This window comes from Variovorax sp. 278MFTsu5.1 (genome assembly GCF_048305045.1).
Classification (GTDB): domain Bacteria; phylum Pseudomonadota; class Gammaproteobacteria; order Burkholderiales; family Burkholderiaceae_C; genus Variovorax; species Variovorax guangxiensis.
The window spans coordinates 6,344,352-6,365,509 of the sequence record NZ_CP157622.1 but is presented as its reverse complement, the minus strand read 5'-3'; the positions used below and the strand labels follow the sequence as shown (position 1 = coordinate 6,365,509).

The 21,158-nt window shown below is 66.1% G+C and carries 23 protein-coding genes; 18 read left to right on the top strand and 5 right to left on the bottom strand.

What is annotated here, in order from left to right; translation table 11 throughout:
• The 6 genes from ABL844_RS29695 (at window position 1) to ABL844_RS29670 (ending at window position 6,370) form a co-directional block, all read left to right on the top strand.
• Window positions 1-1,077: a branched-chain amino acid ABC transporter permease gene (locus tag ABL844_RS29695; protein ID WP_126025501.1), complete on the top strand. Its 1,077-nt coding sequence runs from the start codon at window positions 1-3 to the stop codon at window positions 1,075-1,077.
• Window positions 1,074-1,895 (top strand): ABC transporter ATP-binding protein, encoded by an 822-nt coding sequence (locus ABL844_RS29690; protein ID WP_126025502.1) that lies wholly within the window; start codon window positions 1,074-1,076, stop codon window positions 1,893-1,895. The genes ABL844_RS29695 and ABL844_RS29690 overlap by 4 nt, the downstream gene beginning before the upstream one ends.
• Window positions 1,892-2,665 (top strand): ABC transporter ATP-binding protein, encoded by a 774-nt coding sequence (locus ABL844_RS29685; protein ID WP_126025503.1) that lies wholly within the window; start codon window positions 1,892-1,894, stop codon window positions 2,663-2,665. The genes ABL844_RS29690 and ABL844_RS29685 overlap by 4 nt, the downstream gene beginning before the upstream one ends.
• Before the next feature lie 5 nt (window positions 2,666-2,670).
• On the top strand, window positions 2,671-4,530 hold the full coding sequence (locus ABL844_RS29680) for an AMP-dependent synthetase/ligase (RefSeq protein WP_418129859.1): 1,860 nt from the start codon (window positions 2,671-2,673) through the stop codon (window positions 4,528-4,530).
• Window positions 4,531-4,577: 47 nt separating this feature from the next.
• A complete protein-coding gene (locus ABL844_RS29675) occupies window positions 4,578-5,741 on the top strand; it encodes an ABC transporter substrate-binding protein (RefSeq protein ID WP_184639767.1) in 1,164 nt (387 codons plus the stop codon).
• A 167-nt stretch (window positions 5,742-5,908) separates the two neighbouring features.
• A complete protein-coding gene (locus ABL844_RS29670) occupies window positions 5,909-6,370 on the top strand; it encodes an EVE domain-containing protein (RefSeq protein ID WP_418129858.1) in 462 nt (153 codons plus the stop codon).
• 17 nt (window positions 6,371-6,387) lie between these two features.
• Here the strand turns inward: ABL844_RS29670 and ABL844_RS29665 are convergent, their stop codons facing one another.
• Entirely contained in the window at window positions 6,388-7,041 is a 654-nt protein-coding gene (locus ABL844_RS29665) for a MarC family protein (protein ID WP_019657800.1), read from the bottom strand.
• Between the two features lie 2 nt (window positions 7,042-7,043).
• Window positions 7,044-7,790 (bottom strand): SDR family oxidoreductase, encoded by a 747-nt coding sequence (locus ABL844_RS29660; RefSeq protein ID WP_126025507.1) that lies wholly within the window; start codon window positions 7,788-7,790, stop codon window positions 7,044-7,046.
• A 72-nt stretch (window positions 7,791-7,862) separates the two neighbouring features.
• On the opposite strand from ABL844_RS29660, the gene ABL844_RS29655 reads away from it, so the two are divergent.
• Together ABL844_RS29655 and ABL844_RS29650 are read left to right on the top strand one after the other, a co-directional pair.
• Window positions 7,863-8,468: a 2-hydroxychromene-2-carboxylate isomerase gene (locus tag ABL844_RS29655; RefSeq protein WP_369660550.1), complete on the top strand. Its 606-nt coding sequence runs from the start codon at window positions 7,863-7,865 to the stop codon at window positions 8,466-8,468.
• A 48-nt stretch (window positions 8,469-8,516) separates the two neighbouring features.
• Window positions 8,517-9,200, top strand: a complete 684-nt coding sequence (locus tag ABL844_RS29650) for a dienelactone hydrolase family protein (protein WP_184639772.1) — start codon at window positions 8,517-8,519, stop codon at window positions 9,198-9,200.
• A 51-nt stretch (window positions 9,201-9,251) separates the two neighbouring features.
• Here ABL844_RS29650 and ABL844_RS29645 read toward each other — a convergent pair whose 3' ends face one another.
• A complete protein-coding gene (locus ABL844_RS29645) occupies window positions 9,252-10,166 on the bottom strand; it encodes a LysR family transcriptional regulator (protein WP_184639774.1) in 915 nt (304 codons plus the stop codon).
• 133 nt (window positions 10,167-10,299) lie between these two features.
• On the opposite strand from ABL844_RS29645, the gene ABL844_RS29640 reads away from it, so the two are divergent.
• Window positions 10,300-10,626 (top strand): alpha/beta hydrolase, encoded by a 327-nt coding sequence (locus ABL844_RS29640; protein ID WP_418129857.1) that lies wholly within the window; start codon window positions 10,300-10,302, stop codon window positions 10,624-10,626.
• Between the two features lie 222 nt (window positions 10,627-10,848).
• The gene (locus tag ABL844_RS29635) at window positions 10,849-11,217 is read left to right on the top strand and encodes a DUF4148 domain-containing protein (RefSeq protein WP_418129856.1); all 369 of its coding nucleotides are present in this window, start codon (window positions 10,849-10,851) and stop codon (window positions 11,215-11,217) included.
• 94 nt (window positions 11,218-11,311) lie between these two features.
• Here the strand turns inward: ABL844_RS29635 and ABL844_RS29630 are convergent, their stop codons facing one another.
• Together ABL844_RS29630 and hemB are read right to left on the bottom strand one after the other, a co-directional pair.
• Window positions 11,312-12,487: a magnesium transporter CorA family protein gene (locus tag ABL844_RS29630; RefSeq protein ID WP_418129855.1), complete on the bottom strand. Its 1,176-nt coding sequence runs from the start codon at window positions 12,485-12,487 to the stop codon at window positions 11,312-11,314.
• A 20-nt stretch (window positions 12,488-12,507) separates the two neighbouring features.
• Window positions 12,508-13,521 (bottom strand): porphobilinogen synthase, encoded by a 1,014-nt coding sequence (gene hemB / locus ABL844_RS29625; protein ID WP_240650835.1) that lies wholly within the window; start codon window positions 13,519-13,521, stop codon window positions 12,508-12,510.
• 343 nt (window positions 13,522-13,864) lie between these two features.
• Here hemB and ABL844_RS29620 point away from each other — a divergent pair, with 343 nt between their 5' ends.
• The 8 genes from ABL844_RS29620 to fusA all read left to right on the top strand — a co-directional run bounded on the left by ABL844_RS29620 (window position 13,865) and on the right by fusA (window position 21,146).
• The gene (locus ABL844_RS29620; RefSeq protein ID WP_176664998.1) at window positions 13,865-14,293 is read left to right on the top strand and encodes a CopD family protein; all 429 of its coding nucleotides are present in this window, start codon (window positions 13,865-13,867) and stop codon (window positions 14,291-14,293) included.
• Window positions 14,294-14,304: 11 nt separating this feature from the next.
• Window positions 14,305-15,444 carry a VanZ family protein gene (locus tag ABL844_RS29615; protein WP_126025514.1) on the top strand — a complete coding sequence of 380 codons (1,140 nt, stop codon included), beginning with the start codon at window positions 14,305-14,307 and terminating at the stop codon, window positions 15,442-15,444.
• A gap of 59 nt (window positions 15,445-15,503) precedes the next feature.
• Window positions 15,504-15,857 (top strand): (2Fe-2S) ferredoxin domain-containing protein, encoded by a 354-nt coding sequence (locus ABL844_RS29610; protein WP_369660553.1) that lies wholly within the window; start codon window positions 15,504-15,506, stop codon window positions 15,855-15,857.
• A gap of 35 nt (window positions 15,858-15,892) precedes the next feature.
• On the top strand, window positions 15,893-16,525 hold the full coding sequence (locus tag ABL844_RS29605) for an alpha/beta hydrolase (RefSeq protein WP_418118222.1): 633 nt from the start codon (window positions 15,893-15,895) through the stop codon (window positions 16,523-16,525).
• 40 nt (window positions 16,526-16,565) lie between these two features.
• Window positions 16,566-17,735, top strand: coding sequence for a D-alanyl-D-alanine carboxypeptidase family protein (locus ABL844_RS29600; protein WP_418129854.1), 1,170 nt, complete (start codon window positions 16,566-16,568; stop codon window positions 17,733-17,735).
• A gap of 212 nt (window positions 17,736-17,947) precedes the next feature.
• A complete protein-coding gene (rpsL, locus tag ABL844_RS29595) occupies window positions 17,948-18,325 on the top strand; it encodes a 30S ribosomal protein S12 (protein ID WP_013543948.1) in 378 nt (125 codons plus the stop codon).
• A gap of 152 nt (window positions 18,326-18,477) precedes the next feature.
• Complete coding sequence (gene rpsG / locus ABL844_RS29590) at window positions 18,478-18,951, top strand: 30S ribosomal protein S7 (protein WP_007829591.1); 474 nt, start codon at window positions 18,478-18,480, stop codon at window positions 18,949-18,951.
• Window positions 18,952-19,046: 95 nt separating this feature from the next.
• Window positions 19,047-21,146, top strand: a complete 2,100-nt coding sequence (fusA, locus tag ABL844_RS29585; protein WP_126025518.1) for an elongation factor G — start codon at window positions 19,047-19,049, stop codon at window positions 21,144-21,146.
• Window positions 21,147-21,158: the final 12 nt, after the last annotated feature.

Sequence of the window (21,158 nt, the reverse complement as noted above, 5' to 3'; positions counted from 1 at the left end):
ATGCGCTTCATCTTCAAAACGAGTTACGACCAGGACATCCGCCTCGCCCGCCACGGCGGCCATGTGTTCTGGTACGGCCTGCTGGTGGCCTTCCTGCTCGCGGCGCCGTGGATCATCGACGAGTACTGGCTCGCGCAGCTGACCTTCGTGCTGATCTACGGCATCGTCGGCCTCGGGCTGATGCTGCTGGCGGGCTTCACGGGGCAGTTCTCCATCGGGCACGCGGCCTTTCTCGGCGCGGGTGCGTACACGCAGGGCGTGCTGACGAACATCGGCGTGCCGTTTCCGCTGGCGCTGGTCGCCGCCGCGGCGCTGTCGGCGGCAGTGGGCGTGGTCGTGGCCTTGCCGGCGCTGCGGGTGAAGGGCATCTACCTAGGCATCGCGACGCTGTCCTTCGGCTTCATCGTCGAGGAGGTGTTCGCGCGCTGGGAGAGCATGACGGGCGGCAACGCCGGCCTGCACGTGAAGTCGCCGCAGCTCTTCGGCTGGTCGCTGGGCTCGGGGGAGGGCTTCTACTTCCTGTGCCTGGTGGTGGCGGTGCTGGCGACGCTGGGCATCCTGAACCTGCTGCGTTCGCCGACCGGGCGTGCCTTCGTCGCCATCCGCGATTCGGAGATCTCGGCGCAGAGCATGGGCATCCACCTGGCGCGCTACAAGACGATGTCCTTTGCGATCTCGGCCGCGCTCGCCGGGCTGGGCGGCGCGCTCTATGCGCACAAGCTGAGCTTCATCTCGCCGGACCAGTTCAGCATCCTGCAGTCCATCGACCTGCTGCTGATGGTGGTGATCGGCGGGCTGGGCTCGGTGCACGGCGCGTTCCTGGGCGCGATCTTCCTGATCGCGATGCCCCAGCTGATCTCCATCGGCAAGGACTGGCTGCCGGAAGCCATCGGCCAGGCGCCAGGCCTGCAGGGGCTGGTGTACGGGCTGGTGCTGATCGCCTTCGTGCTGTTCGAGCCGCTGGGGCTGTACGGGCGCTGGCTGAAGATCCGCACCTGGCTGCAGCTCTTTCCGTTCTACCGCAAGGGCCTTTTCAAGCGGCAGAAGTCCTTCACCAAGTCGGATCGTCTGAGATGAGTGGCGGCGACATTCTTCTTTCGGCCAAGGAGCTGAGCGTGCGCTTCGGCGGCGTGCTCGCGGTCAACAAGGTGAGCTTCGACGTGCGCCGCGGCGAGGTGTTCACGCTGATCGGGCCGAACGGGGCGGGCAAGACGACGGTGTTCAACCTCATCAGCCGCATCTACACGCCGACCACCGGCGCGATCGAGTGGCATGGCGAGCCGGGCGGGCCACTCGCGCTGACGCAGCAGGCGCCGCACGCCATCGCGGCGCTGGGCATTGCGCGCACCTTCCAGAACATCGAGCTGTTCGAGCATGCGACGGTGCTGCACAACCTGCTGATCGGTCGCCACACGCATCGGCAGACGGGCTTCTGGAGCGAGGTGTTCTTCACGCCGGCCACGCGGCGGGCGGAGATCGCGGCGCGCGAGAAGGCCGAGCAGGTGATCGACCTGCTGGACCTTCAGCACCATCGCGACTCGATGGTGGCGGGCCTGCCCTACGGCGTGCGCAAGGTGGTGGAACTGGCGCGCGCGCTGTGCACCGAGCCCAAGCTGCTGCTGCTCGACGAGCCTTCCTCCGGCCTCAATGTGGAGGAGACGGCGGACATGGCGTTCTGGATCCAGGACATCCAGCATGAGCTGGGTGTGTCGGTGCTGATGGTCGAGCACGACATGTCGCTCGTATCGAAGGTGTCGGACCGGGTGCTCGCCATGAACCAGGGCGAGGTGCTTGCTACTGGCTCTCCGGGGGAAGTGCAGGCCGATCCTCGTGTTGTCGAGGCCTACCTCGGCACGGTGGACGACGTGAGCAGCCTGAGGAGGGTGGCGGCATGAGCGACATCGTTCTCCAGCTCATGAACGTCGAGAGCGCCTATGGGCCGATCAAGGCCATCAGGGGCGTGAGCCTGAAGGTCCGCAAGGGCGAGATCGTGACGGTGCTCGGCTCGAACGGCGCGGGCAAGACGACCATCCTGAAGACCATCTCGGGAATCATCGACCCGCGCAAGGGCAGCATCGAGTTCCAGGGCGCGGACATCACCGCGAAAGACCCGGCCTACATCGTCCAGCAGGGCCTGAGCCACGTGCCCGAGGGGCGCGAGGTGTTCCCGCTGCTGTCGGTGAAGGACAACCTGCTGATGGGCGCCTACACCCGCAAGGACCGCGATGGCGTGGCGCGCGACATCGAGACGGTCTACGCATACTTCCCGATCCTGCGCGAGCGGGCCGCGCAGGACGCGGGCCTGCTGTCGGGCGGGCAGCAGCAGATGCTGGCGATCTCGCGCGCCATCATGGCCGCGCCGCACCTGATTCTTCTGGACGAACCGAGCCTCGGCCTGAGCCCGAAGCTGACGAAGGAGATCTTCGAGATCGTGGTGCGCATCAACCGCGAGCGCGGCACCACGATCCTGCTGGTGGAGCAGAACGCCAACATGGCGCTCAACGCCGCCGACCACGGCTACGTGCTGGAGAACGGCCGCATCGTGATGGAAGACTCCTGCGAACGCCTGAGGGAGAAGGAGGACATCAAGGAGTTCTACCTCGGCATGAAGGACGACGGCGTGCGCGGCGAGCGGCGCTGGAAAAAGAAGAAGACCTGGAGATAGCCGCCATGCAGCAAGGACTCTGGGACCTGAACACCTTCGCGCCCAAGCTCGACGTGGTCGTGCCCGGCGACACCATCCCGGCGATGTTCTGGAACGCGGTGAAGCAGCGCGGCGACAACATCTGGATGCGGCAGAAGAAGCTCGGCATCTGGCGCAGCTGGAGCTGGCACCAGACCGCCGACGCGGTGCGCGAGATCGCGGCGGGGCTGCAGGCCATCGGCTTCGCGCCGGGCGAGTGCGCGTCGATCCTGTCGAACACCGTCATCGAATGGGTGCTCGCCGACTTGGCGGTGCTCAGCTGCGGTGGCGTGTCCAACGGCATCTACCCGACCGACGCGGCCTCTCAGGTGCACTACCTGTGCGAGGACTCGCGCACCACCGTGCTTTTCGTGGAGGACGACGAACAGCTCGACAAGGCGCTCGAGGTGCGCGCCGGCCTGCCCGGGCTGCGCCGCGTGATCGTGTTCGACATGGAGGGCCTGCGCGAGCTCGACGACGCCGGCGTGATGAGCCTCGACGCGCTGCGTGCCCTCGGCCGCGAGCGCCTGTCGGCCGACCCGCAGGCGGTGGAGCGCACGGTCGCGGCCTGCCGCCCGGAGGACCTGGCCATCCTCGTCTACACCTCGGGCACCACCGGCAAGCCCAAGGGCGCGATGCACAGCCACGCCGGGCTGGTTTACACCGCGCGCGGCTACAACACGCTGGTGGCGCAGGACGACAAGGACGAGCGCATGTGCTTCCTGCCGCTGTGCCACATCGCCGAGCGCATGGGCGGCGAGTATTTCGCGATGTACACAGGCTCCATCCTCAATTTCGTCGAGAACCCGGAGACGGTACCCGAGAACGTGCGCGAGATCGCGCCCACCGTGTTCACGGCGGTGCCGCGCGTTTGGGAGAAGTTCTATTCGGGCGTGATGATCGCGCTGAAGGAGGCCGGCCCGCTGCAGCAGGCCGCCTACAAGTGGAGCATCGGCGTGGGCGGGGAGATCGCCGACCGCGTGCTGGCCGGCCGGCCCGTGGGGGCAGCGCTGAAGCTCAAGTTCAGGCTGGCGCGCGCGCTCGCGCTGGACAACGCGCGCAAGCTCATCGGCATCCACCGCTCGCGCTTCCTGGTGACGGGCGCGGCGCCCATCTCGCCGGAGTTGGTGAGGTGGTACCTGGCGCTGGGCGTGCCGATGCTGGAGGTGTGGGGCATGACGGAGTCGTGCGGCGCCTCCACCGCAGTGCCGGCCGCGCGCATCAAGCCGGGCTCGATCGGGCCGGCCACCAGCTACAACGAGGTGCGCGTCGACCCCGCCACCGGCGAGATCCTGGTGCGCGGCCCCAATGTCTTCATGGGCTACCTCAACCTGCCGGAGAAGACGGCCGAGACCATCGACGCCGACGGCTGGCTGCACACCGGCGACGTGGGCGTGATGGACGAGGACGGGTATTTCCGCATCACCGACCGCATGAAAGACATCATCATCACCGCGGGCGGGAAGAACGTGACGCCCAGCGAACTGGAGAACGAACTCAAGTTCAGCCTCTACATCACCGATGCGGTGGTCATCGGCGACAGGAGGCCCTACCTCACGGTGATCGTCATGATCGACCAGGAGAACGTCGAGAAATTCGCGCAGGACAACGACGTGCCGTTCAGCAACTACGAGAGCCTGACGCGCGCCAAGGAAGTGCAGGACCTGATCCAGGGAGAGATCGACCGCGTCAACGCCAAGTTCGCGCGCGTGGAGCAGATCAAGAAATTCTTCCTGCTGGAGACGCAGCTCAGCGCCGAGGACGAGGAGCTGACGCCGACGATGAAGCTCAAGCGCAAGCTGGTGCAAACGAAATACGAGCAGCGCATCGAGGCCATGTACCGCTGACCGGCATTGCAGATCCGTTTTTTTCGCCAACCCGAGGAGACAACCGCATGAAGCTCAAGACACTGACGACGCTGGCCGTGCTGGGACTGACCGCGACGCTCGCGTCCGCGCAGCAGCAGGGCGTGAGCAAGGACGAGATCCGCATCGGCACCATCCAGGACCTGTCGGGTCCGCTCGCGGGCTTCGGCAAGCAGGCGCGCAACGGGATGCAGCTGCGCGTCGACGAGCTCAACGAGCAGGGCAACGTCAACGGCCGCAAGCTCAAGCTCTTCGTGGAGGACTCGGGCTACGACCCGAAGAAGGCGGTGCTGGCGGCTCAGAAGCTGGTGAACCAGGAGAAGATCTTCATCATGGCCGGCCACATCGGCACGGCGCAGAACATGGCGGCGATGCCGGTGCAGTTCGACAAGAACGTCATCAACTACATGCCCATCACCGCGGCGCGCGAGATGTACGAGCCGCTGAACCGGCTGAAGTATTCGTTCGCCGCCACCTACTACGACCAGATCCGGCTGGCGCTGCCGAAGATGATCAAGGACAAGGGCGCCAAGAAAGTCTGCACCATCTACCAGGACGACGAGTTCGGCCTGGAGGTGCAGCGCGGCGCCGAGGCGGGCCTGAAGGCGGCGGGCATGGAGCTGACGGAGAAGACATCGTTCAAGCGCGGCGCCACCGACTTCAGCTCGCAGGTCGCGAAGATGAAGGCCGCCAACTGCGACCTCGTGGTGCTCGGCACCATCATCCGCGAGACCATCGGCACCGTGGGCGAGGCGCGCAAGACCGGCTTCAACCCGACCTTCCTGGGCTCGAGCGCGGCCTATACCGACCTGATCCACAAGCTCGGCGGCAAGGCGATGGACGGCGTCTACGCCACCATGACGGTGCAGAACCCCTACACCGACGAGCAGTCGCAGCCGCTGCGCTTCTGGGCCAACAAGTACAAGACCAAGTTCAACGAGGACCCGACCGTGTTCTCGGTGTACGGCTACGTGATCATCGACTCGTTCATCAAGGCCGCCACCAAGGCCGGCCCGAACCTCACGACCGACAGCTTCATCAAGGCCATGGACAGCATGACCTTCGAGCCCGACATGTTCGGCAGCCCGAAGAGCACGTACACGGCCACCAAGCGCCTCGGGAACGATCAATCCCGCCTCTCGCAGATCAAAGACGGGAAATGGGTCGTGGTTTCGGACTATGTGACACCGTAATCCGGCACTCCCCCATGCTTCGCGCACTTCGTGTCGCTGCGCACACCCCCTCGCCGGGGGCAACACCTGCGGCCCGGCAAAGCCGGTTCCGCGGTGTTCCGCGATGAAGGCATGCAGGTTGGTCGAGGTTTATATTCGCGGCGAACTTCTACGCTGAAGAGCCCGCAATGCCCCAGTACTGGTTGATGAAATCCGAGCCCGACGAGGTCTCGATCGACGATGCGCTCGCCGCGCCCGATGCCACCGTGGCCTGGACCGGCGTGCGCAACTATCAGGCACGCAACTTCATGCGCGATGGCATGAAGGTCGGCGACGGCGTGTTGTTCTATCACTCGAGTTGCCCGGAGCCGGGCATCGCCGGCATCGCGCGGGTGGCCTCGGGCATCAAGCCCGATCCGACGCAGTTCGACGCGAAGTCGCCGTACTACGACGCGGCGTCGAAGAAGGACGATCCGCGCTGGCTGCTGGTGGACGTGCAGGCGCTGCGCAAGACGCGCCTGCTGGCGCTGCCCGAGCTGCGCGCCAGGCCCGAGCTGGCCGACCTGGTCGTGCTGCGCAAGGGCAACCGGCTGTCGATCACGCCTGTGGAGCCGGCGCACTGGAAGATCATCGAGAAGATGCTGGCCTGAACCAGCTGCAGGCTTTTTCAGCCGAGCTTGTTCAGGATCGGGAACAGCTTGCCGAGCCCGTCGGCCATCACCTCGACCGCGAGCGCGGCGAGGATCAGGCCCATCAACCGCGTCATGATGTTGATGCCGGTCTTGCCCAGCACGCGCGCGATCGGCTGCGCGAGCGAGAAGGCCAGGGCGGTGGCCAGCGCCACCACCACGCCGTAGCCGACCAGGATCGCGAGCTCCCACAGGTGCTGCGCCTTGTCGGCGTAGATCACCACGGTGGAGATGGTGGCCGGTCCGGTGAGCAGCGGAATGGTGAGCGGCACCACCGCGATCGACGCGCCCATCGACGCCTTCACCTCGGTGGCGCGCAGCTCCTCCACGTTGGTCTTGCTCTCGGCCGGCTTGGCGTTGAGCATCGACAGCGAACTCATGAGCAGCAGCAGCCCGCCGCCGACCTGGAAGCTCGCGATGGAAATGCCGAAGAAGGACAGCAGCTGCAGCCCCAGCAGCGCGCTCACCGCGATGACCACGAAGGCGCTGAATGCCGACATGCGCACCGTGTGGCGCCGCTGCGCGTCGCTGTAGCCCTGCGTGTAGTGGATGAAGAAGGGCACGATGGCCAGCGGGTTGACGATGGCCACCAGCGTGACCAGCGGCTTGATCAGGTCCATCGACGTGCTCATGCTCAACGGCCTCCAGTGACGTCGAGCAAGGCCGTGGTGGTATAGCTCGCCTCGGGCGACAGCAGCCACAGGATGGCGCCGGCGATCTCCTCGGCGGTGCCGGTGCGCTTCATCGGCACCGTGGGCGCGAGCTCGAAGGCGCGGTCGGGCAGGCCGCCGGAGGCGTGGATCTCGGTATCTATCAGGCCGGGGCGCACCGCGTTGACGCGGATGCCTTCCTCGGCCACTTCCTTGGCCAGGCCGATGGTGAAGGTGTCGATGGCGCCCTTGCTCGCGGCGTAGTCGACGTACTGGCCCGGCGAGCCCAGCCGCGCGGCGCCGCTGGAGATGTTGACGATGGCGCCGCCCGAGCCGCCATAGCGCGTGCTCATGCGCCGCACCGCCTCGCGTGCGCAGACGAAGCTGCCGATCACGTTGATGCGGAACATGCGCTCCAGCCGGGCGACGCTCATCTCGTCGACGCGTGCCATCTGGTCGACCACGCCTGCGTTGTTGACCAGCGCGGTGAGGCGGCCGAAGCGCGCGTCGACCTTCTGGAACATGGCGATGACCTGGGCCTCGTCGCCCACGTCGGCCTGCACGGCCATGGCGTTGCCGCCGCCGTCGCGGATGGTGCGCACCACCTCGTCGGCGGCCAGTGAATTGGTGGCGTAGTTGACGGCCACCGCGTAGCCGCGGCTGGCGGCGAGCAGGGCAGTGGCCGCGCCGATACCGCGGCCGCCGCCCGTGATCAATAGCACCTGGTCCAAAACCTACCTCCTGCAGAGAAACTGCGTGTCAGTTAAAACGACTGGCTTGGATTACATCATCGGGGCATGCACATGAGCACCGGCAAGACCATCGACTACTACTTTGCACCCCAGAGCCCGTGGACCTACTTGGGGCATTCCCGCTTCGAGGCGATCGCCGCGGCCGCGGGCGCCACGGTACGGGTGCGGCCCATCGACATGGGCAGCGTGTTCCCGGTGTCGGGCGGGCTGCCGCTGGGCAAGCGGGCGCCGCAGCGGCAAGCCTACCGGCTGGTCGACCTGGCGCGCTACTCGAAACACCTGGGGCTGCCGCTGAACGTCAAGCCGAAGTTCTTCCCGGTGGCCGGCGACGACGCGGCGCGCGTCATCATCGCGGTCGACATGCACGACGGCACCGAGGCCGCCATGCGCATGTGCGCGGCGGTGTTCCAGGCCGTGTGGGTGCAGGAGCGCAACATCGGCGATCCGAAGGTGCTCGACTCGTTGGTGGTCGAATGCGGGCTGTCGCCCAAGCGCGGCGAGCAGTCGCAGAGCCAGGCGGTGCAGGAGCGCTACGAGGCCTACACGCAGGAGGCCATCGACATCCAGGTGTTCGGCGCGCCCAGCTACGTGATCGACGGCGAGATTTTCTGGGGGCAGGACCGTCTCGACTTCGTCGAGCGCGCGCTGCGCCCGTAACCCCGGCATCCCTTCTTTTCTTCGGATGCCATCAAGGAGCAAGACAACATGGGTCAATTCATCGATCTCAAGGCCAAGGACGGCCTGAGCTTTCCCGCCTACGTGGCCGAGCCGTCGGGCAAGCCGCGCGGCGCGGTGGTCGTGGTGCAGGAAATCTTCGGCGTGAACTCGCACATCCGCTCGGTGGCCGACGGCTACGCGGCCGAGGGCTACCTCGCCGTGGCGCCTTCGACCTTCCAGCGCGTGAAGCCGGGCGTGGAGCTGGGCTACTCGGAAGACGACATGAAGAACGGCTTCGGCCTGAAGACAGCGGTCGAGGCGTTGCCGGCACCGGGCGTGCTGCAGGACATCGAAGCTGCCATCGCCTATGCGTCGAAGGCGGGCAAGGTCGGCATCGTCGGCTACTGCTGGGGCGGCCTGCTGACCTGGCGCGCTGCCGCGCTGCTGCCGGGCCTGTCGGCGGCGGTGCCCTACTACGGCGGAGGCATGACCTCGCCGGAGGAAACGGCACGCCAGCCCAAGGTGCCGGTACTGGCCCACTTCGGCAACCAGGACCACTGGATTCCGCTGGACACCGTCGAGGCGTTCAGGAAGGCGCATCCCGAAGTGGAAGTGCACGTCTACCCGGTGGGCCACGGCTTCAACTGCGACCAGCGCGGTTCGTACGACGCCGACGCGGCCAAGCTGGCGCGCGAGCGCACGCTGGCCTTCTTTGCGAAGCACCTCGGCTGAGGCCTTCCCGCGAATGAAGGAAGCCCGGTGCATGCCGGGCTTCTTTCATTGTCAGGACGCCGGTTTGCGCTTCAGGCCGGGCCCGTCGCCCACGCGGGTCTGCAGGAAATCGAGCAGCGCGCGCAGCGCGGCGCTGTTGTGGCGCCGCTGCAGGTACGCGGCCGAAAGCCACATGTCCTTGCGCGTGTAGCCCTGCAGCACCGGCACCAGTTCCCCGTGCTCGATGTGCGACTGCACGAGGATGGAGGGTAGGTAGATCACGCCGAATCCGCGCATCGCAACGCGGATCAGCGGCGCGCCCTCGGTGCAGTCCATGCGGCTCTTGACGTGCACGTCCAGCGGCTGGCCGCCGTCGTCGAAGCGCCATACCGGCTGCGCGCCGAGCAGCGAGTGGGTAAGGGCCTCGTGGCTGGCCAGGTCGCGCGGGTGTTCGGGCTTGCCGTGCTTCTTCCAGTAGATGGGCGAGGCGCAAACCACCATTTCCATGAGCCGGAGCTTGCGCACGATGAGGTTGGCGTCTTCCACGGGGCCACTGCGGATGTCGACGTCGATGCCTTCCTCGGCCAGGTCGACGGTGCGGTTGGTCAGCTGCAGGCTGATGCTCACGTCGGGGTAGTAGCGCATGAAGTCGGCCAGCAGGTTCGGGAACTCGCCGTTGCCCATGCCGTGCGGCGCCGAGATGCGCAGCCGGCCGCCCGGCTGGCTGGCGCGGTCCTGCAGCTCGGACTGGGTGAGTTCGACCATCTCCAGCACCGGGGTGCTGCGCTCCAGCAGCAGCTGGCCGGCGTCGGTGAGGCTTACGGAGCGGGTGGAGCGGTTCAGAAGACGCACCCCGAAGCGGGTTTCCAGCTCGGCCACATACTTGCTGACGGTGGCCTTCGACATATCCAGCCTCTTGGCTGCCTGGGAGAAGCTGCCGTGCGAGGCGACCTCCCGGAAGGTTCTGATCAGATCGAGACTGTCCATGTGGATGGGTCCATTGTTTCCGTTTTGGGAACGCGATGGTTCGATTCTCCCGGGTTTTTCCTAGCTGGCTTGGGCGACACTTGCGTTACATGCCGACGTCGCCAGCCTGGCTGGGCCGTTGGAAGGAACTGAAATGAAGACCCCGAACATCGTCGCCGCCGCCCTTTTGTCGCTCTTTGCCGCCTCCGGCGCGCTGGCGCAGGGCTTCGAGCCGGTGCAGCCGCTCAAGGCCGTCACCAGCCGCAGCGATGTGGCCGCCGGTGCCGACGCCGCGGCGCGGGAGGGGAATGTCTACGGCGACGTGGTCGCCGCGCCCCTGACCTCGCGGCCCAGTTCGCTCGACCGGGCATCGATTCGCGCCGAGGCCGTGGCCGCCGCCCACGCGCCGAACCAGAACCTGGACCGCCGCGCCTTCGTCAACAGCGAAGTGCCGCCGCAATTCCAGGGCGCCAGGCGCTAGGCCGGAAGTTTGTCCTCTCGGGCAAGGCCGGGCCGGTGCGAAACCGGGCCCGGCTTTTTGTTTTGCATGCCTTCATGTCGCCATTGTTTCAATAGAGGAAACACGGTGTCTCTGAACCGGGTGTTCTGGCAGCGCCGTTCCCCCGGAAACTCGCCGCACAGGCTCGCGAACCAGCAGGCCTGGTGGACGAACCATCCAGAGAACACCCTAGGAGAAATGACCATGAAGACCTCGCAAATCCTCGCAGCCGCCACCCTCGCCCTGCTCGCCGCCACCGGCGCCCAGGCTGAAACCTACCAAGGCGTGAACACCGCCGTCTCGACCAAGAGCCGCGACGAAGTCAACGCCGAGGCCGTGCGCACCGCCGCTGCTCCGAACCAGAACGTCGTGCGCGGTTCGCGCGGCGCGGAAACGGTTGCCGTGTCGAAGGACCGCTCGATCGTGGAAGCCGAAGCCGTTCGCACCGCCTACGCTCCCGACCAGAACGTGACCTCCGGTTCGCGCGTGAACAGCAAGGTCATCTCGACCATGCAGCACCCGATGGACGCTCGCGTTCAGGCACAGCAAGGTTCGGGCGCCGTCGCCAAGTAATAGGAGCGGCCCCGCTGGGGTCGTCGAAATCGAAAAGGGCCACGCGAAAGCGTGGCCCTTTTCTTTGGCGCGACAGATCTGGAGCGTCGGCGTGTCAGCGCGTGCGGGCGAGGTAGCGCTTGCGCCAGAAGATCACGACCAGCAGCACGGCGATGACCAGCATGGATGTCATCGCGATCCAGAAGCCGTCGGCCTTGTGCACCAGCGGGATGAATTCGAAGTTCATGCCGAAGATGCCGGCGATGAGGTTCAGCGGCAGGAACACGGCGGTGAGCACCGTCAGCACCCGCATGATGTCGTTGGCGCGGTGGCCCTGGACGCTGAAGTGCATCTGCACGGCCGTCTCGGCGTTCTGCTCCAGCCGGTGCACGTGGTGCACCACGCGCTCGATGTGCTCGAGCACGTCCCGGCTGCGGATCATGATGAGTTCCCGCTCGCGCTGCTCCGTCTCGCCCTTGGGCACGGGCAGCGTTTCGAGCGAGTCGATCCAGTCCTGCATGGCGGCGCGCTGGTCCTCGCAGATCTCGTCCAGGTGGTGCAGCGACTGGCGCGCCTCCATCAGCGCGCCCCAGTTGGTGAAGCGGCTGCGCGGGTCGATCAGCTCGGTCTGCCAGTGGTCGAGCTGCTTGGTGAGCTCGCGCCGCAGGTCGAGGTAGCCGTCGACGATCTGGTTGATCACGCGCAGCATCAGGTCTGAAGGGCTGGTCGGCAGGCGGGCCGAGGTGGCGCGCACGTCGAGCGCCGGGGTGGCGCCGTCGGCCGAGGCCGCGGCCAGCAGCCGGGCGGCGAAGGCGTCGCGCACCGCGCCATCCTCGGGGTGCACCGACAGCAGGACGCGGTCGAACACGGCGAAGCCCACCGGCCGGGTGTCGACGCGGCGCAGCACGGGCGGGCCGCTGCGGGGCTGGCGCGACGCGGTGGCTGAGACCGGGGCAGGCGGCGCCTCGTTGCCATTGCCTTTGCCGTTTCCCAGCGCCGCCTGGCCCTGGCCGTTGGCCAGCCGCCGGAACACCAGCACGTCGTACAGCGAGGTGTAGTCGTAGTGCGAGGGCAGCTGGTCGTTGAGCAGGTCGGCCACATGCAGGTCGACCAGCTGCGTGAGGCACAGCGTCTGCAGGATCTGCTGGACCTCGGCCAGCGAGGCCCGGAATTCGTCCCGCGTGAGCGAGATCCAGAGGTAGCCGCTGGCGCCGCAGGCGCCCGGCACGGCCAGCGGCGCCAGCGCGGCGTGCTCGCTGACCTGTGACCGGTTGATTTCGAAGATGCGCATGCCCGGTTGCCGGCGCGCCGTTACTTCTGCAGCAGGCGCGCGGCGTCGAGCGCGAAATAGGTCAGCACGCCGTCGGCGCCGGCGCGCTTGAAGGCCAGCAGGCTTTCGAGCACCACGGCGTCGTGGTCGAGCCAGCCGTTCTGGGCGGCGGCCTTGAGCATCGCGTACTCCCCGCTCACCTGGTAAGCGAAGGTGGGCACGCGGAACTGGTCCTTCACACGGCGCACGATGTCCAGGTAGGGCATGCCGGGCTTCACCATCACCATGTCGGCGCCCTCGGCGATGTCGATGGCGACTTCGCGCAGGGCCTCGTCGCTGTTGCCCGGGTCCATCTGGTAGACCTTCTTGTTGCCCTTGCCGAGCGTGGCGGCCGAGCCGACCGCGTCGCGGAAGGGGCCGTAGAAGGCGCTGGCGTACTTGGCGCTGTAGGCCATGATGCGGGTGTGGATGTCGCCGCGGGCCTCGAGGGCGTTGCGGATGGCGCCAATACGGCCGTCCATCATGTCGCTGGGCGCCACGATGTCCACGCCGGCTTGCGACTGCGCGAGCGCCTGCTTCACCAGCACCTCGACGGTCGCGTCGTTGAGGATGTAGCCGGTGTCGTCGAGCAGGCCGTCCTGGCCGTGGCTGGTGTAGGGGTCGAGGGCGACGTCGGTCATCACGCCCAGTTCGGGAAAGCGCGCCTTCAGGGCGGCCACCACGCGGGGGATCAGCCCGTCGGGATTGAAGGCCTCGCGGCCGTCGGGCGTCTTGAGGCTGGCGTCGATCACCGGGAAGAGCGCCATCACCGGAATGCCGGCGGCCACGCATTGCTCGGCCACGGGCAGCAGCAGGTCGAGGCTCAGGCGGTCGACGCCGGGCATCGAGGGGACGGCATCACGGCGCTTCTCGCCTTCCTGGACGAACACCGGGTAGATCAGATCGTCGACCGTCAGTGCGTGCTCTCGCACCAGGTTGCGGGTGAAAGCGTCGCGGCGCAGGCGCCGCGGCCGCCCGGCGGGGAACATGGCCAGGGGGGAAGATGATGACGTCATATATCCAAAATTGTGCCTGAAGCGACTGTTTACGACTCCTCGGCACGGGCGTTCGGTTGTCCTACAACTACGGAAATTAGTACAACCAAGGTTTTCAGTTTTTTGCTTTAAATGTCAAAGAAAGTGGCGCAGTCGCTTGAAACCTTGTTTCGTCTTTGTTAAATTCTGACGCGGGCGGCTTGCCGCCCCCCGCTTTTCCTCCCTGAGCGGGTGCCTTGATGTGTGACAGCAAAAGGGCTTCCCAGCCCGACGTGAAGACGTCGGGCTTTTTTTTGCCTGTCGTACGAGTAGGCTGCCCCAAAACAGGGCTTTGCCGCGGAGAGGGCGCCACTAAACTGCCGCCATGCTCTGGGTCAAATCTCTACACATCGTCTTCATTGCAAGCTGGTTCGCGGGGCTGTTCTACCTGCCGCGGATCTTCGTGAACCTGGCGATGGTTCCGCCCGAATCGGTGGCCGAGCGCGAGCGCCTGCTGCTCATGGCGCGCAAGCTCCTGAGGTTCACGACCTTCCTGGCGGTTCCCGCGATCGGTTTCGGCCTGTGGCTCTGGCTGGGCTACGGCATCGGGCGCGGCCCGGGCAACGGCTGGATGCACGCCAAGCTGGCGCTGGTGCTGGTGGTGATCGGCTACCACCACGGCTGCGCGGTACTGCTTCGCCGCTTCGCGGCCGGCGAGAACCGGCGCAACGACCGCTGGTTCCGCTGGTTCAACGAGCTTCCGGTGCTGCTGCTGCTGGGCATCGTGATCCTGGTGGTCGTCAAGCCGTTCTGAGCCGCGCACCGATGCCCACGGTGGATCGGCCGCAGCACAAGTCAGCCGCGCTCCCGCTGGCGCTCGCCTACGGGGCGCTGATCGTCTACGCCAGCCTCTATCCGTTCGCCGACTGGCGCGACCAGGGAATCGCGCCCTGGGCGTATCTCTCGGCGCCCTGGCCGAAATATTGGACCGGCTTCGACTTCGCGGTCAACGTCGCGGGCTACGTGCCCTTCGGCTTCCTGTGCGCGCTGGCGGTGCTGCGCACGGGGCGCGCCGCCGGGGTATGGCCTGCGGTGCTGCGCGCCACCGTGGCGGGAGCGGCGGTTTCCTTCGCCATGGAGACGCTGCAGAGCTACCTGCCGGCGCGCATTCCTTCCAATGTGGACCTGGGGCTCAACACTGCCGGCGCGATCGTCGGCGCCGTGCTGGCGGCGGGGCTCGAGCGGCTGGGTGCGGTGGCGCACTGGAGCCGCGCGCGCTCGCAGTGGTTCGCCGAGGATTCGCGCGGCGCGCTGGTGCTGCTGGCGCTGTGGCCCTTCGCGCTGCTCTTTCCGGCGGCCGTCACCTTCGGGCTGGGACAGGTGTTCGAGCGGCTCGAGGTTGCGATTTCCGAATGGCTGCTCGACACGCCCTTCATCGACTGGCTGCCACTGCGCCAGTTCGAGCTCGAGCCGCTGGTGCCGGCGGTCGAGCTGCTGTGCGTGATGCTGGGCGCGCTGGTGCCCTGCCTGCTGGGCTATCTGGTGGCGCGCTCGGTGGTGCAGCGGGCGGTGCTGCTGCCGCTGACGCTGCTGTCGGGCATTGCGGCCTCGGCGCTTTCGGCGGCGCTGAGCTACGGGCCCGAGCACGCCTGGGCCTGGCTCGGGCTGCCGGTGCAGGTCGGCATGGCGGCGGCGCTCTTCGCCGGCGTGCTGCTGCTGTTCGCGCCGCGCCGCCTGTGCGCGGCGCTGCTGCTGATGGGGCTGGTGCTGCAGCTGAGCCTGCTGAACCAGGCTCCCGAAAGCGCGTACTTCGCGCAGACGCTGGCCACGTGGGAGCAGGGGCGCTTCATCCGCTTCCACGGGCTGGCGCAGTGGCTGGGCTGGGTGTGGCCCTATGCGGTGATGGTCTACGTGGTGGCGGCCCTGTCGCGCCGCGGGCGGTCCGGTGCGGCTCCGACGAGTTGAGTGTGTGCGGATTGCTCGGTCGGAGCGAGGGTAGCGAGGGTGGTCACTAAAATCCGCCGATGCCCAGCTCCACCTCAGCCGCACCGTCCGGCTACTACGGCCGCCACATCTTCTTCTGCCTGAACGAGCGCAAGAACGGCGAGGACTCCTGCGCCATGCACAACGCTCAGGAAGGCTTCGACCGCTGCAAGGCGAAGGTCAAGGAGGAGGGGCTATCGGGGCCCGGCAAGGTGCGCGTCAACAAGGCAGGCTGCCTCGACCGCTGCGCGGGCGGGCCGGTGGCCGTGGTGTACCCCGAGGCCGTCTGGTACACCTTCGTCGACAGCGAGGACATCGACGAGATCGTCGAGTCGCACCTGAAGAACGGCAAGGTCGTCGAGCGGCTGCTGCTGCCCCCGAACGTCGGACGCTGAACTTTTACGCCGGCCCCCTGCTCGTACCTGCGCCAATGAATTCCCAGACCGAAAAGATCAGCCTCCAGGGCGCCGCCGGCGCGATCGAGGTTCAGCGCGACCAGCCCGCCGGAACCCCGCGCGGAATCGCGGTCATCGCGCATCCGCATCCGCTGTTCGGCGGCACCATGGACAACAAGGTGGTGCAGACGCTCGCGCGTGCCTTCGTCGCCAGCGGATGGACCACGGTGCGCTTCAATTTCCGCGGCGTGGGTGCCAGCGAAGGCGTGCACGACGAGGGGCGCGGCGAGTTGGAGGACATGCTGAATGTCGTCGGCCAGCTCGCGCCCGAGGGACCGGTGGCGATCGCCGGCTTCTCCTTCGGCGCCTTCGTCGCGAGCGGTGCCGTCGCAAAGCTATGGGCCGGGCGCGAGATCCGGCAGATCGTGCTGGTGGGCACGGCCGCCGCGCGCAACAACGTGGCGGCGCTGCCCTTGGAGGCGCATGAGCGCACGCTGGTGGTCCATGGCGAGGCCGACGACACGGTGGCGCTGTCCGCCGTGATGGACTGGGCGCGGCCGCAGTCACTTCCTGTCACAGTCATCCCCGGGGGCGGTCATTTCTTTCACGGACAATTGCCGCTGCTCAAGGGTCTGGTCGTCCGCCATCTGCGCGCGGACATCGCTTGAAAGCCTCTTCGGCTTGTTTTCGTCTCTTTCCGAACTCCCAATGAACCGTTTTCTTGGCGTGCTTCGCACGCTGGTCTTTACCGCCGCCGCCTCCTTCAGCCTGATCACCGCCGCCCAGATGCCGGCGCCGCCTGAAATCGCCGCGCGCAGCTATCTGCTGCTGGACGTGACCGCGAACCAGATCCTGGCCCAGAAGGACATCGACAGCCCGGTCGAGCCGGCCTCGCTCACCAAGCTGATGTCCGCCTACGTGGTGTTCGACGCGCTGCGGGCCAAGAAGATCACGCTGACCCAGACCCTGCCGGTCAGTCCCCGCGCCTGGAAGATGCCCGGCTCTCGCATGTTCATCGACCCCAAGATGCAGGTGCCGGTGGAAGACCTGATCAAGGGGCTGATCGTGCAGTCGGGCAACGACGCCACGGTCGCGCTGGCCGAAGGCGTGGGCGGCACGGTGGAGCATTTCGTCGAAATGATGAACGCCCAGGCCAAGGCGCTGGGCATGAAGAACACCACCTACAAGAACCCCGAGGGCCTGACGGCGCCCGGCCACACCACCACGGCCCGCGACCTGAGCATCCTGGCGACCCGCCTGGTGCGCGATTTTCCCGAGGAAGCCAAGTACTACGCCATCAAGAAGTACCGCTACCCGGGCACCCCCTCGACCAACGACACCAACCGCAACCTGCTGCTGTTCCGCGATCCGACCGTCGACGGCCTGAAGACCGGACATACCGAAGCGGCCGGCTACTGCATGATCGCCACCGCCAAGCGCGACTTTCCCAACCTGACGGGCGGACGCCGCCTGCTGTCGATCGTGCTGGGCACCACGGGCGAGACCGTGCGCGCCAACGAGTCGCAGAAGCTGCTGAACTGGGGCTACACGGCCTATGACGCCGTGCGCCTGTTCGACGGCGGCCAGCCGGCGGCCACGCCGGCGGTGTGGAAGGGCAAGGCCAACGTCCTGAAGCTGGGCCGCCCCGAGCCGATCGTGGTGGCCGTGCCGACGGGCTCGGCCAACAAGATCAAGACCCAGGTGTCGCGCCCCGACCCGCTTGTGGCGCCGTTCACCAAGTATCAGGCGGTCGGCTCGCTCAAGGTCACGCTGGACGACCAGCCCCTGGCCGACGTGCCGCTGGTGGCCCTGGAGCCGGTCGAGCAGGCCGGCGTGCTCGGCCGCGCCTGGGACGCCCTGCGCCTCTGGATCAAGTAAGCCGGGGTAGGGAAAAGAGCTGAGCAAGGGCTGCTGGCGGGCATCCGCGGCAGCCGACTTTGCCGTTTCGGGGCTCCTTTGCTATACTCGTGGGCTTTTCGGAATTTTCCGAAGGGTTTCACGTTTTCGTCATTCCCGGCCTCCTTGAGTCACGACAAGGGTGGCTTCACAGCCAGGGCCGGGCGTTTCTCGTTTTGGGGACTTTTTAATTCATGCCAACCATCAATCAACTGGTGCGTCAGGGTCGAACGGTCGAAAAGATCAATTCGAAGAGCCCTGCCATGCAGAACTCGCCGCAACGTCGCGGCGTCTGCACCCGCGTCTACACCACGACGCCGAAGAAGCCGAACTCGGCTCTGCGTAAAGTCGCCAAGGTCCGCCTGACCAACGGCTTCGAAGTCATTTCCTACATCGGCGGCGAAGGCCACAACCTCCAGGAGCACAGCGTCGTGCTGGTCCGCGGTGGTCGTGTGAAGGACTTGCCCGGTGTTCGCTACCACATCGTTCGCGGTTCGCTCGACCTGCAAGGCGTGAAAGACCGCAAGCAGTCGCGTTCCAAGTACGGCGCGAAGCGTCCCAAGAAGGCCTGATAGGTCTTCCTGTCGTCAAAAACAAACGGTGTTCGGTTACCTTGGCGGGTACATCGAACGAAGTGACCCACTGTCGGGTCGAGTAAGTGAGAGTCCTGACTGGCTCTCGCGGTGCCGGAAACGGTGCCAACTGAAGCAAAGAGGTTAGAAAAATGCCACGTCGTCGCGAAGTCCCCAAACGTGAAATCCTGCCGGATCCCAAGTACGGCAATGTCGAGCTGTCCAAATTCATGAACGTGATCATGGAAGGCGGCAAGAAGGCTGTTGCCGAGCGCATCATCTACGGCGCGCTCGACTTCATCGAGAAGAAGAACCCGGACAAGGACCCCCTCGAGGCGTTCACCGTTGCCATCAACAACGTGAAGCCGATGGTCGAAGTGAAGTCGCGCCGCGTCGGCGGTGCGAACTACCAGGTGCCGGTTGAAGTCCGCCCCGTCCGTCGCCTCGCCCTGTCGATGCGCTGGATCAAGGAAGCCGCCCGCAAGCGCGGCGAGAAGTCGATGGCCCTGCGTCTGGCCAACGAACTGATGGAAGCCACGGAAGGCCGTGGCGGCGCAATGAAGAAGCGCGACGAAGTGCACCGCATGGCAGAAGCCAACCGCGCATTCAGCCACTTCCGCTTCTAAAAACCAAACTTCGCTTGGGCGTTGGGTGTCGGGTGACGGGTGCAAGGCCCGTTCTCGAGGCCCAGCGCTCAACGCATTTAACCCGAAAGTAAATCATGTCCCGCAAGACCCCCATCGAGCGCTACCGCAACATCGGCATCTCCGCGCACATCGACGCTGGCAAGACCACGACGACCGAACGCATCCTGTTCTACACCGGTGTGAACCACAAGATCGGTGAAGTGCACGACGGCGCCGCCACGATGGACTGGATGGAGCAAGAGCAAGAGCGCGGCATCACCATCACCTCGGCTGCTACCACCTGCTTCTGGAAGGGCATGGCCGGCAAGTTCGACGAACACCGCATCAACATCATCGACACCCCCGGCCACGTGGACTTCACCATTGAAGTCGAGCGCTCGATGCGCGTGCTGGACGGCGCCGTGATGGTGTACGACGCCGTCGGCGGCGTGCAGCCCCAGTCGGAAACCGTCTGGCGCCAGGCCAACAAGTACAAGGTTCCGCGTCTCGCGTTCGTCAACAAGATGGACCGTACCGGTGCCGACTTCCTGCGCGTCCGTCAGATGATGATCGACCGCCTGAAGGCCAACCCCGTCGTGATCCAGATCCCGATCGGCGCCGAAGAGCACTTCCAGGGCATCGTCGACCTCGTGAAGATGAAGGCGATCATCTGGGACGAGGACAAGGGCGTGACCTTCCAGTACGGCGACATTCCCGCCAACCTGGTCGACGTCTGCAACGAATACCGCGAAAAGCTCGTCGAAGCGGCTGCCGAAGCCAGCGAAGACCTGATGAACAAGTACCTCGAAGGCGGCGAGCTGAGCGAGGAAGAGATCAAGAAGGCCCTGCGCCAGCGCACCATCGCAGGCGAAATCCAGCCGATGCTGTGCGGCTCGGCCTTCAAGAACAAGGGCGTGCAGGCCATGCTCGACGCTGTCGTCGAATACATGCCCTCGCCGCTGGACATCCCGCCGGTGGCTGGCGTGTCGGAAGACGAAACGCCCACGACCCGCAAGGCAGACGACAACGAGAAGTTCTCGGCCCTGGCATTCAAGCTGATGACCGACCCGTTCGTGGGCCAGCTGACCTTCGTGCGCGTCTACTCGGGCGTGCTCTCGAAGGGCGACAGCGTCTACAACCCGGTGCGCGGCAAGAAGGAACGTATCGGCCGTATCGTGCAGATGCACGCCAACAACCGTGAAGAAGTCAGCGAAATCCGCGCCGGCGACATCGCCGCCTGCGTGGGCCTGAAGGACGTGACCACCGGCGAGACGCTGTGCGATCCGGAAGCCGTCGTGACCCTCGAGCGCATGCACTTCCCTGAGCCGGTGATCCGCCAGGCCGTGGAGCCGAAGAGCAAGGCCGACCAGGAAAAGATGGGTATCGCACTGGGCCGCCTGGCGCAGGAAGACCCCTCGTTCCGCGTCAACACCGACGAAGAATCCGGCCAGACCATCATCGGCGGCATGGGCGAGCTCCACCTCGAAATCATCGTGGACCGCATGAAGCGCGAATTCGGCGTGGAAGCCAACGTGGGCAAGCCGCAGGTGGCCTACCGCGAAACGATCCGCAAGACCGTCGAGGAAGCCGAAGGCAAGTTCGTTCGCCAGTCGGGCGGCAAGGGCCAGTACGGTCACGTGGTGCTGAAGATCGAACCCCAGGAAGCCGGCAAGGGCTTCGAGTTCGTCGACGCCATCAAGGGCGGTGTGGTTCCTCGCGAATACATCCCCGCGGTCGAGAAGGGCATCGTGGAAGCACTGGGCCAGGGCGTGCTGGCGGGCTACCCCGTCGTGGACGTCAAGGTCACGCTGCACTTCGGTTCGTACCACGACGTGGACTCGAACGAAATGGCGTTCAAGATGGCCGCGATCTTCGGCTTCAAGGAAGGTGCCCGCAAGGCCAACCCCGTGATCCTCGAGCCGATGATGGCCGTGGAAGTGGAAACGCCCGAAGACTACGCCGGCAACGTGATGGGCGACCTGTCGTCCCGCCGCGGCATGGTGCAGGGCATGGACGACATGGTCGGTGGCGGCAAGGCCATCAAGGCAGAAGTGCCGCTGTCGGAAATGTTCGGCTACTCGACCACGCTGCGCTCGATGTCGCAAGGCCGTGCAACGTACACGATGGAGTTCAAGCACTACGCCGAAGCTCCGCGCAACGTTGCCGAAGCCATCGTGGCCGCTCGCGCCAAGTAAGCTTTTCAAGAA